The 14,230-nt window shown below is 68.5% G+C and carries 15 protein-coding genes; 13 read left to right on the forward strand and 2 right to left on the reverse strand.

Annotated elements, in window-relative coordinates:
* Positions 1-24: 24 nt before the first annotated feature.
* The 3 genes from oleC (at position 25) to C1925_RS01125 (ending at position 2,943) form a co-directional block, all read left to right on the forward strand.
* Positions 25-1,683, forward strand: a complete 1,659-nt coding sequence (gene oleC, locus C1925_RS01115) for an olefin beta-lactone synthetase (protein ID WP_108767325.1) — start codon at positions 25-27, stop codon at positions 1,681-1,683.
* Positions 1,680-2,666 carry a 2-alkyl-3-oxoalkanoate reductase gene (gene oleD / locus C1925_RS01120; RefSeq protein ID WP_108767326.1) on the forward strand — a complete coding sequence of 329 codons (987 nt, stop codon included), beginning with the start codon at positions 1,680-1,682 and terminating at the stop codon, positions 2,664-2,666. The genes oleC and oleD overlap by 4 nt, the downstream gene beginning before the upstream one ends.
* A gap of 121 nt (positions 2,667-2,787) precedes the next feature.
* The gene (locus tag C1925_RS01125) at positions 2,788-2,943 is read left to right on the forward strand and encodes a DUF1328 domain-containing protein (RefSeq protein ID WP_005407633.1); all 156 of its coding nucleotides are present in this window, start codon (positions 2,788-2,790) and stop codon (positions 2,941-2,943) included.
* 112 nt (positions 2,944-3,055) lie between these two features.
* Here C1925_RS01125 and ddlA read toward each other — a convergent pair whose 3' ends face one another.
* Positions 3,056-4,141 carry a D-alanine--D-alanine ligase gene (gene ddlA / locus C1925_RS01130; RefSeq protein WP_108767327.1) on the reverse strand — a complete coding sequence of 362 codons (1,086 nt, stop codon included), beginning with the start codon at positions 4,139-4,141 and terminating at the stop codon, positions 3,056-3,058.
* A gap of 472 nt (positions 4,142-4,613) precedes the next feature.
* Between ddlA and C1925_RS01135 the strand changes: the two genes are divergently transcribed.
* From C1925_RS01135 to C1925_RS01150, 4 genes are all read left to right on the forward strand, one after another.
* The gene (locus C1925_RS01135) at positions 4,614-5,249 is read left to right on the forward strand and encodes an SCP2 sterol-binding domain-containing protein (RefSeq protein ID WP_108767328.1); all 636 of its coding nucleotides are present in this window, start codon (positions 4,614-4,616) and stop codon (positions 5,247-5,249) included.
* Entirely contained in the window at positions 5,246-6,901 is a 1,656-nt protein-coding gene (gene ubiB / locus C1925_RS01140) for a ubiquinone biosynthesis regulatory protein kinase UbiB (protein ID WP_108767329.1), read from the forward strand. The genes C1925_RS01135 and ubiB overlap by 4 nt, the downstream gene beginning before the upstream one ends.
* On the forward strand, positions 6,898-7,485 hold the full coding sequence (locus tag C1925_RS01145) for an O-methyltransferase (RefSeq protein WP_108770577.1): 588 nt from the start codon (positions 6,898-6,900) through the stop codon (positions 7,483-7,485). The genes ubiB and C1925_RS01145 overlap by 4 nt, the downstream gene beginning before the upstream one ends.
* Before the next feature lie 98 nt (positions 7,486-7,583).
* A complete protein-coding gene (locus tag C1925_RS01150) occupies positions 7,584-8,321 on the forward strand; it encodes a pseudouridine synthase (RefSeq protein WP_108767330.1) in 738 nt (245 codons plus the stop codon).
* Positions 8,322-8,390: 69 nt separating this feature from the next.
* On the opposite strand, the gene C1925_RS01155 is transcribed toward C1925_RS01150, so the two are convergent.
* Positions 8,391-8,918 (reverse strand): DUF2059 domain-containing protein, encoded by a 528-nt coding sequence (locus C1925_RS01155; protein ID WP_108767331.1) that lies wholly within the window; start codon positions 8,916-8,918, stop codon positions 8,391-8,393.
* A 133-nt stretch (positions 8,919-9,051) separates the two neighbouring features.
* Between C1925_RS01155 and arfB the strand changes: the two genes are divergently transcribed.
* The 6 genes from arfB to lepB all read left to right on the forward strand — a co-directional run bounded on the left by arfB (position 9,052) and on the right by lepB (position 14,161).
* The gene (gene arfB, locus C1925_RS01160; protein WP_108767332.1) at positions 9,052-9,483 is read left to right on the forward strand and encodes an alternative ribosome rescue aminoacyl-tRNA hydrolase ArfB; all 432 of its coding nucleotides are present in this window, start codon (positions 9,052-9,054) and stop codon (positions 9,481-9,483) included.
* Between the two features lie 4 nt (positions 9,484-9,487).
* Positions 9,488-10,090: a lysophospholipid acyltransferase family protein gene (locus C1925_RS01165; protein WP_108767333.1), complete on the forward strand. Its 603-nt coding sequence runs from the start codon at positions 9,488-9,490 to the stop codon at positions 10,088-10,090.
* Between the two features lie 111 nt (positions 10,091-10,201).
* Positions 10,202-12,358 (forward strand): peptidyl-dipeptidase Dcp, encoded by a 2,157-nt coding sequence (gene dcp / locus C1925_RS01170; RefSeq protein WP_108767334.1) that lies wholly within the window; start codon positions 10,202-10,204, stop codon positions 12,356-12,358.
* A gap of 206 nt (positions 12,359-12,564) precedes the next feature.
* Positions 12,565-12,960 carry a hypothetical protein gene (locus C1925_RS01175; protein WP_108767335.1) on the forward strand — a complete coding sequence of 132 codons (396 nt, stop codon included), beginning with the start codon at positions 12,565-12,567 and terminating at the stop codon, positions 12,958-12,960.
* 3 nt (positions 12,961-12,963) lie between these two features.
* Positions 12,964-13,410 carry a hypothetical protein gene (locus tag C1925_RS01180; protein WP_049467841.1) on the forward strand — a complete coding sequence of 149 codons (447 nt, stop codon included), beginning with the start codon at positions 12,964-12,966 and terminating at the stop codon, positions 13,408-13,410.
* Between the two features lie 124 nt (positions 13,411-13,534).
* Positions 13,535-14,161: a signal peptidase I gene (gene lepB, locus C1925_RS01185; RefSeq protein ID WP_108767336.1), complete on the forward strand. Its 627-nt coding sequence runs from the start codon at positions 13,535-13,537 to the stop codon at positions 14,159-14,161.
* Positions 14,162-14,230 lie beyond the last annotated feature (69 nt).

A 14,230-nucleotide genomic window follows, 5' to 3' on the forward strand; every position in this document is an offset into this window, starting at 1 on the left:
TCCGTAAGCGGCGACAATGAACGGATGAACGGACCCTGCAATATCGCGGCGCGGCTGCCTGAACTGGCCCGCGAACGCCCTGACCAGATCGCCATCCGTTGCCCCGGCCGCCGTGGTGCCGGCAACGGCATGGCCGCCTATGACGTGACCCTGGACTACCGCCAGCTGGACGCCCGCAGCGACGCCATGGCCGCCGGCCTGGCCGGCTACGGCATCGGCCGCGGCGTGCGCACGGTGGTGATGGTGCGGCCCTCGCCGGAGTTCTTCCTGCTGATGTTCGCCCTGTTCAAGCTGGGCGCGGTGCCGGTGCTGGTCGACCCGGGCATCGACAAGCGCGCGCTGAAGCAGTGCCTGGACGAAGCGCAGCCGGAGGCCTTCATCGGCATCCCGCTGGCCCACGTGGCGCGGCTGGCGCTGCGCTGGGCGCCGTCGGCCACCCGCCTGGTCACCGTCGGCCGCCGTCTGGGCTGGGGCGGGACCACTCTGGCCGCGCTGGAGCGCGCCGGTGCCAGCAGCGGCCCGATGCTGGCCGCCACCGATGGCGAGGACATGGCCGCCCTCCTGTTCACCAGCGGCTCCACCGGCGTGCCCAAGGGCGTGGTCTACCGCCACCGCCACTTTGTCGGCCAGATCCAGCTGCTGGGCAGCGCCTTCGGCATGGAGGCCGGCGGCGTGGACCTGCCGACCTTCCCGCCGTTCGCCCTGTTCGACCCGGCACTGGGGCTGACCTCGGTCATCCCGGACATGGACCCGACCCGGCCGGCGCAGGCCGACCCGGCGCGCCTGCACGATGCCATCCAGCGCTTCGGGGTGACCCAGCTGTTCGGTTCGCCGGCCCTGATGCGGGTGCTTGCCAAGCACGGCCGGCCGCTGCCGACGGTGCGCCGGGTGACCTCGGCCGGTGCGCCGGTGCCGCCGGACGTGGTGGCCACCATCCGCCGCCTGCTGCCCGACGACGCGCAGTTCTGGACGCCCTACGGCGCCACTGAATGCCTGCCGGTGGCCGTGGTCGAGGGCCGCGAACTGGAGCGCACCCGCGCCGCCACCGAGGCCGGTGCCGGTACCTGCGTGGGCAGCGTGGTCGCGCCCAACGAGGTGCGCATCATCGCCATCGACGATGCGCCGCTGCCCGAGTGGTCGCAGGCACGCGTGCTGGCCATCGGCGAGGTGGGCGAGATCACCGTGGCCGGGCCCACCGCCACCGATACCTACTTCAACCGCCCGCAGGCCACCGCCGCGGCGAAGATCCGCGAAACCCTGGCCGATGGCAGCACCCGCGTGGTGCACCGCATGGGCGACGTTGGCTACTTCGACGCGCAGGGCCGCCTGTGGTTCTGCGGGCGCAAGACCCAGCGCGTGGAAACCGCGCACGGGCCGCTGTACACCGAACAGCTCGAGCCGGTGTTCAACACCGTGCCCGGCGTGGCTCGCACCGCGCTGGTGGGCGTCGGCGCCGCCGGTGCGCAGGTGCCGGTGCTGTGCGTGGAACTGCAGCGTGGGCAGTCCGACGGCCCGGCGCTGCAGGAGACCCTGCGCGCGCATGCGGCCGCTCATGCCGCCGACGCCGGACTGCAGCACTTCCTGGTGCATCCGGCCTTCCCCGTCGATATCCGTCACAACGCCAAGATCGGCCGCGAGAAGCTCGCCGTCTGGGCCCGCGCCCAACTGGAGAAGCGCGCATGAAGATCCTGGTCACCGGTGGTGGTGGTTTCCTTGGCCAGGCGCTGTGCCGCGGGCTGCTTGAACGTGGCCATCAGGTGCTGGCCTTCAACCGCAGCCACTACCCGGAACTGCAGGCGATGGGCGTGGGCCAGATCCGTGGTGACCTGGCCGACGCGCAGGCGGTGCTGCACGCGGTGGCCGGCGTCGACGCGGTGCTGCACAACGGCGCCAAGGCCGGTGCATGGGGCAGCTATGACAGCTACCACCAGGCCAACGTGGTCGGCACCGACAACGTCATTGCCGCCTGCCGCGCGCACGGCATCGGCAAGCTGGTCTACACCTCCACGCCCAGCGTGACCCACCGTGCCACCCATCCGGTGGAAGGGCTGGGCGCAGACGAAGTGCCTTACGGCGAGAACTTCCAGGCGCCGTATGCGGCGACCAAGGCGATTGCCGAACAGCGCGTGCTGGCCGCCAACGACGCCACGCTGGCCACCGTGGCACTGCGCCCGCGCCTGATCTGGGGCCCGGGCGACCAGCAGCTGGTGCCGCGCCTGGCCCAGCGGGCCCGCCAGGGCCGCCTGCGCCTGGTCGGTGATGGCAGCAACAAGGTCGACACCACCTACATCGACAACGCCGCGCTGGCGCACTTCCTCGCCCTGGATGCGCTGGCGCCGGGTGCGGCCTGTGCCGGCAAGGCCTACTTCATTTCCAACGGCGAACCGCTGCCGATGCGCGAGCTGCTCAACAAGCTGCTGGCGGCCGTCGGCGCGCCGGCCGTGGAAAAGACCCTCAGCTTCAAGACCGCCTATCGCATCGGTGCCATCAGCGAGCGCCTGTGGCCGCTGCTGCGGCTGCCGGGCGAACCGCCGCTGACCCGCTTCCTGGCCGAACAGCTGTGCACGCCGCACTGGTACAGCATGGAACCGGCGCGCCGCGATTTCGGCTACGTGCCGCAGGTGAGCATCGAAGAAGGGCTGCGCCGACTGAAGGCCGCGTCGTGACGACAGCGTCACGGCGCTGAAGGCTTCATCAGCCGAAGAGATCGCCGTCACCGGTTGCACACCGGCAGATCCGCAGGATGGACCCAACGCCACACCGGCCGGACCACCCGCGAGGAACGCCATGCTGCATTACGCCATCATTTTCTTTGTCATCGCCATCATCGCCGCCGTGCTCGGCTTCTCCGGCATTGCCGGTGCCGCCACGAACATCGCCTGGATCCTGTTCGTCGTGTTTCTGATCCTTGCGGTGATCTCGATGTTCCGCAAGCGCGGGTAGTAGAGTCGAGCTTGCTCGACTGCTTTTCCCGCTTTTTCTGTAGAGTCGAGCCGTGCTCGACTGACCAACACCAGTCGAGCAAGCTCGACTCTACAAAAGCGGGTCAAGCGGGTTACATCAGCGCCCGATCGGCCGCGTGCCTTTCCAGCGCCAGTTCGATCAACCGCGTGATCAGCGCGGTATAGCCCAACCCGCTGGCGCCCCACAGCTTGGGGTACATGCTGATGCGGGTGAAGCCGGGCAGGGTGTTGATCTCGTTGATGACGATCTGCCCATCTGAGGTGAGGAACACATCCACCCGCGCCATGCCCGCACACTCCAGCACCTGGTAAGCCTGCAGCGCGATCTGCTGGATGCGTGCCTGCGCATCGCCATCGATCGCCGCCGGCACCACCACGTCCGCCCCATCGGGGTTGATGTACTTGGTGTCGTAGGCATAGAACTCGTCGTGCACCACCACCTCGCCGCAGACACTGGCCTGCGGCAGGTCGTTGCCGAGTACCGCGCACTCGATCTCGCGGCCGAGCACGGCCGACTCCACCAGCACCTTGTGGTCATGGCGCAGCGCCAGCTGCAGCGCCTCGGCGAACTCACCGGCCTGCTTGACCTTGCTGACCCCCACCGACGAGCCCTGGTTGGCCGGCTTGACGAACAGCGGCAGCCCCAGCTGCGCGATCAGTGCCTGCACGTCCACGCTTGCCGCCTCGTGGCGACGGATGCACACCCACGGCGCCACCGGCAGCCCCGCATCGCGCAGCAGCCGCTTGGCCACGTCCTTGTCCATCGCCGCCGCCGAGCCCAGCACCGGCGAACCCACGAAGGGCAGGTTGGCCATGCGCAGCAGCCCCTGCAGCGCGCCATCCTCACCCAGCGGCCCGTGCACGATGGGCAGCACCACATCGATCTGGCCGAGCGCGGTGGACGCATCCACCGGCTGCAGCTGCGCCTGCCCGGCACCGGGCCGCACCGCCAGCGCCGTGCCCGAAGGGTGCAGCGCGATGCGTGCCGGATCATCGGCATTGATCAGAAAGGTCTCGGGCTGGCTGAGGTGCCACTGGCCCTGCTTGTCGATGCCCACCAGCACCGGCTCGAAGCGCTCGCGATCGAGCGCATCGAGGATGTTCTTCGCCGACTGCAGCGACACTTCGTGCTCGGAGGACATGCCCCCGAAAATGATGCCGACCCGGGTCCGTGCCATGCGTGTTGTCCTGTGTAACAAGGCCACACAGCATGAACCTTTCATGGCCCACCAGGTGAGGCACGCATGAATCAGCCATGGGGTCAGAGCCCGTTGCACAGCAACGGGATCCGACCCCGTGCCGACCAACGGTCGGCACCCACCAAAGCAGAAGGCCGTTCCGACAGCTCACGGGAAACTGTCGAAGGCGGGGTGGGTCCGGTTGAGGGGGTGTGAGCCGCATGGATGCGGCGACCAAGCCCCCATGGGTGAGGGCGCTTTGCTTGCGAAGCACTGCTTCGCAAGCGCCCGAACGCACAGCCGCCAGCGGCTGGGCCGGACCCCGGAGGGGGGTTTACGGCGTCCCCCTCAACCGGACCCACCCCGCCATCCCACGGATAGCCCGCTTCTGAAGTTGACGTTGACGTTGACGTTGCGGGTGCCGGGCGGCAGCCCGGCCCAAGCCCCCCACCCACGCAGGTAGAATGCACACATGGCTCTCTCCCTGCTCTCGTCCCTCAAGCCAGTCGCCGGCCGCGCCCTGCAGACCGCACTGAACCGCGCACTGGCGCTGGATCCGGATACCCGGCACGCCCTGGCCAGCCTCGACGGCCGCCACATCGACCTGACCCTGGACGCCCCGTCGCTGGCGATGCGCATCAGCGTCGATGGCGACATGCTGCGCGTCGGCCCGGTGGATGCACAGGAAGCCGATTTGGCCGTGCGCAGCAGCCTGGCCGGCGTGCTCGCCCAGCTGCCGCTGCTGGCCAACGCCCGCCGCGGCAACGACAACGGCAAGGGCCGCGTGCGCGTGGCCGGCGATGCCGAACTGGCGCGCCGCCTGCAGCAGCTGGCCAAGGGCTTCGACCCCGACTGGCAGCAGCCCTTCGTCAGCGTGTTCGGCGAGGTGCTCGGCGTGCAGGTCGCCAACACCCTGCGCAGCGCCCTGCAGCACGCGCGCCAGGGCGCCATCGACCTGGCCCACAGCGCCGCCGAATTCATTACCGAGGAGTCGCGCGACGTGGTGCCACGTGCCGAACTGGATGCCTTCCACGACGACGTGGACGTGTTGCGTGATGACGTCGAGCGCCTCGGCGCACGCGTGCAGCGCCTGCGGGGTGCCGCATGAAGGCGCTGCTGCGGGCCAACCGCATCGGCCGCGTCATCCTGCGCTACCGCCTCGACGACCTGCTGCAGGGCACCCCGGCCGAGCGCTGGCTGCGCCTGGCCAAGCCCTTCGTGCCGCGTGCCTCGGCCGACATCGCCGCGCAGTCGCGTGGCGCACGCCTGCGACTGGCGCTGCAGGACCTCGGCCCGATCTTCGTCAAGTTCGGCCAGATCCTGTCCACCCGCCGCGACCTGGTGCCGCCGGACGTGGCCAACGAACTGACCCTGCTGCAGGACCGGGTCAAGCCCTTCGATGGCGACACCGCGCGCCGCATCGTTGAAGAAGCGCTGGGCCTGCCGGTCAGCGAAGCCTTCGCCAGCTTCGACACCGAGCCGCTGGCCTCGGCCTCGATCGCGCAGGTGCATGCCGCGACCCTCGCCGATGGCCGCCAGGTGGTCGTGAAGGTGCTGCGCCCGGGCATCGAGAAGCAGATCGACGCCGACATCGCCCTGCTCAATTCACTGGCCGCGCTGGTCGAACGCACCCACCCGCGTGCCGACAAGATCCGCCCGCGCGAAGTGGTGGCCGAAGTCGAGAACACCCTGGCCGCCGAGCTGGACCTGCAGCGCGAAGGCGCCAATGCCAGCGTGCTGCGCCGCTTCTGGGAAAACAGCGACGACCTGTACGTGCCGGAAGTGATCTGGAGCCACACCGCCGAGCGCGCGCTGACCCTGGAACGGGTGTGGGGCATTCCCTCCGATGACATCGTCGCGCTGGACAAGGCCGGCATCGACCGCAAGGCGCTGGCCGCCAAGGGCGTGCGGGTGTTCTACACCCAGGTGTTCCGCGATAACTTCTTCCACGCCGATGCGCACGCCGGCAACATCTGGGTCGACACCGATCCGGCGCGCCGCGACAACCCGCGCTTCATCGCGCTGGATTTCGGCATCATGGGCCAGCTCTCGCAGGAAGATCAGTACTACCTGGCCGAGAACTTCATGGCCATCTTCAACCGCGATTACCGCCGCATCGCCGAACTGCACGTGCAGGCGCGCTGGATGCCGGACAACGTGCGCATCGACGACCTGGAAGCGGCGGTGCGGTCGGTGTGCGAACCGTACTTCACCCGCCCGCTGTCGCAGATCTCGCTGGCCGAGGTGCTGCTGAAGCTGTTCCGGGTGGCCCAGCGCTACCAGCTGACCCTGCAGCCGCAGCTGATCCTGCTGCAGAAGACGCTGCTGAACATCGAAGGCGTGGGCCGCCAGCTGGATCCGCAGATCGACATCTGGGCGGTGGCCAAGCCGGTGCTGGCGAAGATCCTGCGCGAGCGCTACAGCCCGCGTCGGGTCGTGCGCGAGATCGGCAAGCGCCTGCCGGAAATCATGACCCACGCGCCGGACATGCCGCGCCTGGTGCACGCCTGGCTGACCCAGCAGGTGGAAGGCCGCCACGAACTGGCGATGCGCTCGCGTGACCTGGTCACCCTTGATGCCAGCCTGCAGCGCCTGCAGAAGCGCGCGGTCGGCGCCATCACCGGCGTCGGCCTGCTGGCCATCGCCACGCTGATGTACGTGCTGCAGCCGCCGGGCTGGTACTGGGGCGACCTGCCGGTGCTGAGCCTGGGTGCCGCCGCGGTGGGCGCCTTCGCCCTGGCCCGCGCGTGGTGGCGGTGAACACCGCACTGCAGGCGCTGAAGGATGAACTGGCCCGCCACGGCGCGGCCAACGATGCTTGCGAGACCGAACGCGGCCGGCGCATGCTGAACATCACCGCCGACACCGGTGAGCTGCTGTCGGTGCTGGTGCGCTTCGGCCAGGCGCGGCGGGTGCTGGAAATCGGCACCTCCAATGGTTACTCCACGCTGTGGCTGGCTGAAGCCGCGGCAGCCATCGATGGCCACGTCACCACGCTGGAGTACGCCGCCGACAAGGTCGCGCTGGCGCAGGCGAATTTCGAACGCAGCGGCCTGGCCGGGTGCATCCGCCTGGTGCACGGCGATGCCGGGCAATGGCTGGCCAGCGCCGCCGATGCCAGCATCGACCTGCTGTTCCTCGATTCGGACCGCGAACAGTACGCCGGCTGGTGGCCGCAGCTGCGTCGCGTGCTGCGCCCCGGCGGCCTGCTGGTAGTCGACAACGCCACCTCGCACGCTGCACAGATGGAGCCGCTGCGCGCGCTGCTGGATGCCGACACGGCCTTCAGCACCAGCCTGGTGCCGGTGGGCAACGGCGAACTGCTGGCCGTGCGCAACGGCTGACCATCGGTAGGTAGTGCCGGCCGCTGGCCGGCAACCTGAGCCAAGCCGGCCAGCGGCCGGCTCTACCGCATTCAGTACGCAGCCGGGATAATCGCGCGGTGAGCACCGAACCTGACACCCTCGCCGCGGTCGAGATCGAAACCGCCCCCTTGCAGCTGCTGCACCTGGACGAGCGCCTGGCCGTGGTCAACAAGCCGGCCGGGCTGATGGTCCATGACAGCAAGCTGGCCCGTGGCGAAGACGATTTCCTTGCCGACCGCCTGCGCGAGCAGCTGGGCCGGCCGATCTTCCTGGTGCACCGACTGGACCGCGCCACCAGCGGCTGCCTGCTGCTGGCCTTCGACCGCGAGACCGCCAGCGTGCTGGGCAAGGCGCTGATGGGCGGCGAGGTTAGCAAGGATTACCTGGCCATCTGCCGTGGCTGGCCGGCCGAGGAGGCCTGGCAGGTCGACCACGACCTGGACGGCGGCCCCGGCAAGCCGGTGAAGAAGCCCGCGGTGACCGACTTCCAGCGCCTGGCCACCGGCGAGCTGTCGGTGCCGGTGGGCGACTTCGCCAGTTCGCGCTATGCGCTGCTGCGCTGCCAGCCGCAGACCGGCCGCTTCCGGCAGATCCGCCGCCACCTCAAGCACCTCTCGCATCACCTGATCGGCGATACCAGCCACGGTGACGGGCGCCACAACCGCAATTTCCGCATGCAGGGCGTGCACCGCATGCTGCTGCACGCCGAACGCCTGCGTTTCCCGCACCCCGACGGCGGCACGGTGGACGTGCGGGCGCCGGTGGACGGTGAATTCCAGAAGGCCCTGGACCTGTTCGACTGGCAGGTGCCGTAACCGATCCGGGGTCGGATCCCTTTCCCGCAGGGAAAGGGCTCTGACCCCATCCATCCCGACGTCCCGGCGTTATTTCTTTTCCGGCTCGTCGAGGATCGCCTGCATGTCCTTCTCCAGGTCGGCCATCAGCGGCTTCATCTTTTCCTGGATGGCGATCATCACGTTCTGCATCAGCAGCGGGGTCTTGTCCAGCAGGCTCTGCCCGGCCGAGCTCTCGTAGAACTCGGCCATCGCCAGCACGTCTTCCTTGCTGAAGCTCTTCTTGTAGAGATCCACGTACATCGGCCGCAGCTGCTGCCAGGACAGCGCCTTGGTCAGGGTGGCGGTGGTGCGCTGCTGCATGCGCTGCAGCTGTTCGGTCTGCTGCGGGGTCAGCTGGCGCTGCCGGGCGATGTCTTCGAACTGCTGGCGCTGCATCGTCTCCAGCTGCGGCAGCATGCCGTCCAGCAGGCTCTGTGCACGCGAGGCGGCCAGCAGGCGGTTGATGTCGGCATCGGTGGGCGCCGCGGCCAGGGCCGGCGCGCTGGCCGCTGCCAGTGCCAGCAGCAGCACGGTACGGCGCAGGCCGGTGGACAGGGCGGGAATGAAGCGGGTCATGCGAGCTTCCTGCGGTACATGGGATGGCCAGCATACCCGCTGCACAGGCGAAGGCGACGTGTTCGGTGCCTGATCGGCGGCATACGGTGCGCGATGGCATCCACGGCAACGTGGCTGCCGCTACAATGCGCGGATGGGCAGTGGACCAGTCACCATCAGCGCGCAGCTTGAAATCCCCGACGGCGAGATCGTCGAGCGGTTCGTGCGTGCCAGTGGTGCCGGCGGGCAGAACGTCAACAAGGTTTCCACCGCGGTGGAACTGCGTTTCGACGTGGCCAACTCGCCCTCGTTGCCCGACCCGTTGCGTGAGCGCCTGCTGGCGCGCCGCGACCGGCGGATGACCGGCGAAGGCGTGCTGGTCATCGACGCGCAACGGTTCCGGACCCAGGATCGCAATCGCGAGGATGCGCGCGAGCGGCTGGCGGCCTTCATCCAGGCCGGGTTGAGCGTGCCCAAACCACGCAAGGCCACCAAGCCGACCCACGGGTCGAAACTGCGTCGTCTGGACGCCAAACGCGGGCGCGCGCAGATCAAGCGCGGTCGCTCATCACGTGACTGGGAGTGATTGCTTGAACAAGCCGAATTCATTGCTGCCGGCCGTGCCGCCGCAGATGCCGCAGGTCAAACCCAACGCCTTCCTGCGCTGGCTGGCACGCTGCACCCTGCGTGTGGGCGGCTGGAAGGTGGTCGGCACCCTGCCCAACGTTCCCAAAGTGGTCTTCATCATCGCCCCGCATTCGTCCAACTGGGACGGCCTGTGGGGCATGGCGGCCAAGATCGCGCTGGGCATGAAGGTGAAGGTGCTGGGCAAGGCCTCGCTGTTCTGGTGGCCGCTGGGCCCGCTGCTGCACAAGCTGGGCGTGATCCCGCTGGACCGCAGCGCGCCGCAGGGCACCGTCGGCCAGGCCGTGGACCTGCTGCGCAACAACGAGAAGATGTGGTTCGCCATCACCCCCGAAGGCACCCGCAAGGCCGTGAAGGACTGGAAGGCCGGCTTCCTGAAGATCGCCCGGATGGCCGACGTGCCGATCCTGGCCGCCTATTTCCACTACCCGGAAAAGACCATCGGCATCGGCCCGCTGTTCCAGCCGACCGGCGATGATGCCGCCGACATGGCCGCCATCCGTGAGTTCTACCGGCCCTGGATGGGCAAGACCCGCGGCACGGTCTGAGCCGGCCACGGCCGGCAACCGAGGCGCCACGTCCGGCACATGCCGGGCGAGCGCGACAGGAGTAGGGTGGAGGGCTGGTATCCCATACCGTCCGCCCAAGGAGCGTTTTACATGTCGCGTACCGTAGTCCTGGCCGCCGCCATCAGCCTGGCGCTGGCGGCCTGTTCCGGCAAGGAGTCCACCCCCGTGTCCGAAGCACAGAAAGCCCCGGCCCAGCAGCCGGCCGAAGCCTCCACCAACCCGCTGCTGAGCGCCAGCACGCTGCCGTTCCAGGCGCCGCAGTTCGACAAGATCAAGGACAGCGACTATACGCCGGCCTTTGAAGAAGGCATGCGCCAGCACCTGGCCGAAGTCCGCAAGATCGCCGACAACGCCGAGCCGGCCACCTTCGACAACACCATCGTGGCGATGGAGCGCAGCGGCGAGACCCTGAACCGCGTGTCGCGCATCTTCTTCGGCCTGGTCCAGGCCGATGGCACCGAAGCGCGCCAGAAGATCCAGGAAGACATCGCCCCGAAGCTGGCCGCGCACCAGGACGAGATCAACCTCGACCCGAAGCTGTTCGCCCGCGTGAAGTCGCTGTACGACCAGCGTGACACGCTGGAGCTGGACCCGGTGCAGAAGCGCCTGGTCGAGCATTACTACGACGGCCTGGTGCGCGCTGGCGCGCAGCTGTCCGACGCCGACAAGGCGAGCCTGCGCAAGCTCAACGTGGAAGAGACCACTCTCTCCACCCAGTTCCACACCCGCCTGGTGGCTGCCACCGCCGCTGCGGCCGTGGTCGTCGACGACAAGGCCAAGCTGGCCGGCCTGGACGAGAACGCGATCAACAACGCGGCCAACGCCGCCAAGGATCGCAAGCTCGATGGCAAGTTCGTGCTGCCGCTGCAGAACACCACGCAGCAGCCGGTGCTCGGTTCGCTCAGCGACCGCGACCAGCGCGCTGCCGTGCTGAAGGCCTCGGAAACCCGTGCCGAGCGTGGCGACAAGAACGACACGCGCGAGACCGTGCAGCGCCTGGCCCAGCTGCGTGCGCAGAAGGCCAAGCTGCTTGGCTTCGAGACCTTCGCCGACTACCAGCTGGGCGACCAGATGGCCAAGACCCCGGCCGCGGCGCTGAAGCTGCTGACCGACACCGTGCCGGCCGCCACCGCCAAGGCCCGTGCCGAAGCCGGTGAGATCCAGAAGGTGATCGACGCCCAGAAGGGTGGCTTCCAGGTTGCCGCCTCGGATTGGGACTTCTACGCCGAGCAGGTCCGCAAGGCCAAGTACGACCTGGACGAATCGCAGGTCAAGCCGTACTTCGAACTGGACAACGTGCTGCAGAACGGCGTCTTCTACGCCGCCACCCAGCTGTACGGCATCACCTTCAAGCCGCGCACCGACATTCCGACCTACAACCCGGACATGAAGGTGTACGAAGTGTTCGACAAGGACGGCACCTCGCTGGCCCTGTTCTACACCGACTACTTCAAGCGTGACACCAAGTCCGGCGGCGCCTGGATGGACGTGTTCGTCGAGCAGGACGGCCTGACCGGTGCCAAGCCGGTGGTCTACAACGTCTGCAACTTCACCAAGCCGGCCGATGGCCAGCCTGCGCTGATCAGCTTCGACGACGTCACCACCATGTTCCATGAGTTCGGCCACGCCCTGCATGGCATGTTCTCGAACGTGAAGTACCCGTCGATCGCCGGCACCGCCACCTCGCGCGACTTCGTCGAGTTCCCCTCGCAGTTCAACGAGCACTGGGCGCTGGACCCGAAGGTCTTCGCCCACTACGCCAAGCACTACAAGACCGGCGAAGCGATGCCGCAGGAACTGGTCGACAAGATCCTCAAGGCACGCAGCTTCAACCAGGGCTATGCGACCACCGAGTACCTGTCGGCCGCACTGCTTGACCTGGCCTGGCACACGCAGAAGGCCGATGCCCCGCTGCAGGACGTGGGTGCCTTCGAAGCCAGCGCGCTGAAGAAGTTCAAGGTCGACCTGCCGCAGGTGCCGCCGCGTTACCGCACCACCTACTTCGACCACATCTGGGGCGGCGGCTACTCGGCCGGTTACTACGCCTACTTCTGGGCCGAAGTGCTGGACCATGACGCCTACCAGTGGTTCACCGAACACGGTGGCCTGACGGCGGCCAACGGCCAGGAGTTCCGCGACAAGATCCTCTCGCGCGGCAACAGCGTGGAACTGTCGACCCTGTACCGCGATTTCCGCGGCAAGGACCCGTCGGTGGAACCGCTGCTGAAGTTCCGCGGGCTGAAGTAAGAAATACAAAAACGGCGGGGGCAACCCCGCCGTTTTTCGTTGCGATACCCGGGGTCGGATCCCGTTGCGCGCCGCGCAATGGGCTCCGACCCCGTTTGCGTTACGCACCTTTTACGCCCCGCGCCATCCACGGGCATCGCACCTTTACGGCCTGCACGCGCATCGTGTGCCTACCGCGCCGCAGGGCGCTATGTGCAAGGTGGTGTATGACCCTCCTGGTGATCCGGCACGCGCCGTCGTCGGTGCCGCGCCCGCAGCTTCCGCTGGAACTGTGCGGCCATCGCGTGCTGTGCAACGACTGCGCCAGCCTGTCCGATGTGCGCCACTGCCTGTGCCAGGCACAGGCCGACGACTGGGTGCTGCTGGACGTAGGCGTGGTCGACGACGCGCAGTGGCAGGCCGAGGGCGGCGCCCTGCAGGCGGCGCTGGAGCGCATGCCTGCCTCGTACATCGAACTGCAGGCCCCGCACGCGCCGGGCCTGGATGCACGCCTGCGCCTGCAGCACGGGCCGGCCGCGGTGGTGGTCGACCAGCGCAGCCAGCAGGCGGGCTACCCGTTGTCGCTGGCGATCGTCGGCCGGCGCCTCGCGCAGGAGGGCTGAGCCATGTCGATCTTCATCATCCGTGGCCCGGAAGCCGCCGGCACGCTGATCCGCACGGCGCTGCCGCTGCCGGCACCGGTGCTGAAATCGCTGGTGCACCGCGCGATCGACGCCGGCACCAGCGTGGCCATCCGCGCCTGCGGTTCGGAACAGGAACTGCTGGACGCGCTGCGCGTGGCCGACCACAGCCGCGGCGAAGTGACCCTGCTTGACCCCGGCGCCTGTGCCGGCAGCCTGCGCCTGCAACGCCTGTTGCCGTACCTGCACAACGCCTATGTGGAAGTGCACGACGATGGCGCGGTGGCCGAACCCTGCCTGCCGGCCGGTGTCGGCCAGCGCCTGGGCATCGCCGCCGGCTACGGCGCGCAGAGCTACGTGCTGGCGCTGGACATCGCCCTGGACCACCTCGGCCTGGCCGAGCACGCCAACCGCGTGCACGTCGGCACCTGACGCGCGCCGGGGTCGGATCCCTTTCCGCGCCGCGGAAAGGGCTCCGACCCCACCTCGGGCGCCCCGCGGGAACCTCCCACGCCCACCGCAGGTCTGACCGATCTTCCACCCACCGGAACCTGTCATGGACGCCGCCGCCCGCCCCCCGTTTGCCGAACGCGCGCTCACCTGGCTGAAGAAGGAAGCGCTGCCGCTGCTGGTCATGCTCGGCCTGCTCGCCGCCGCGCGCGACACCCTGGCCAACCACTACGTGGTGCCCAGCGGCTCGATGCAGCCGACCCTGCAGCCCGGCGACCGCGTGGTGGTGGACATGCGTGCCTATGGCCTGCGCCTGCCGTTCACGGGCCAGCAGCTGCTGGCCACCGGCACCCCGCAGCGCGGCGAGGTGGCCGTGTTCGATTCGCCGGCTGATGGCACCCGCCTGATCAAGCGCGTGGTGGCCGTGGCCGGTGACCACGTGCAGCTGCATGGCGGTCATCTGGCCATCAACGGCCAGCCGCTGCAGATCGCCGACCTGCGCGACACCGAAGCCTTCGGCGAGCGCCAGGCCCAGCTCGACCTGGACATGGGTGGCGGCCCCGACATCGCCGATCTGGTGGTGCCCGACGGCAAGCTGCTGGTACTGGGCGACCACCGCGGCAACAGCTTCGATGGCCGCTTCTTCGGCTTCGTCGACGCCGGCAAGGTCTACGGCCGGGCCGTGGCCATCTACTACCGCCGCGGCGATGGCTTCGAGTGGAAGCATCTCTAAGCTGAATTGATACGTTCTACATATCGATCCTGACTCATCAGGTTATGGATCGACTGGATCGAGGGGCCT

The sequence above is a fragment of the Stenotrophomonas sp. SAU14A_NAIMI4_5 genome (assembly GCF_003086795.1).
In the GTDB taxonomy this organism is placed as follows: Bacteria; Pseudomonadota; Gammaproteobacteria; order Xanthomonadales; family Xanthomonadaceae; genus Stenotrophomonas.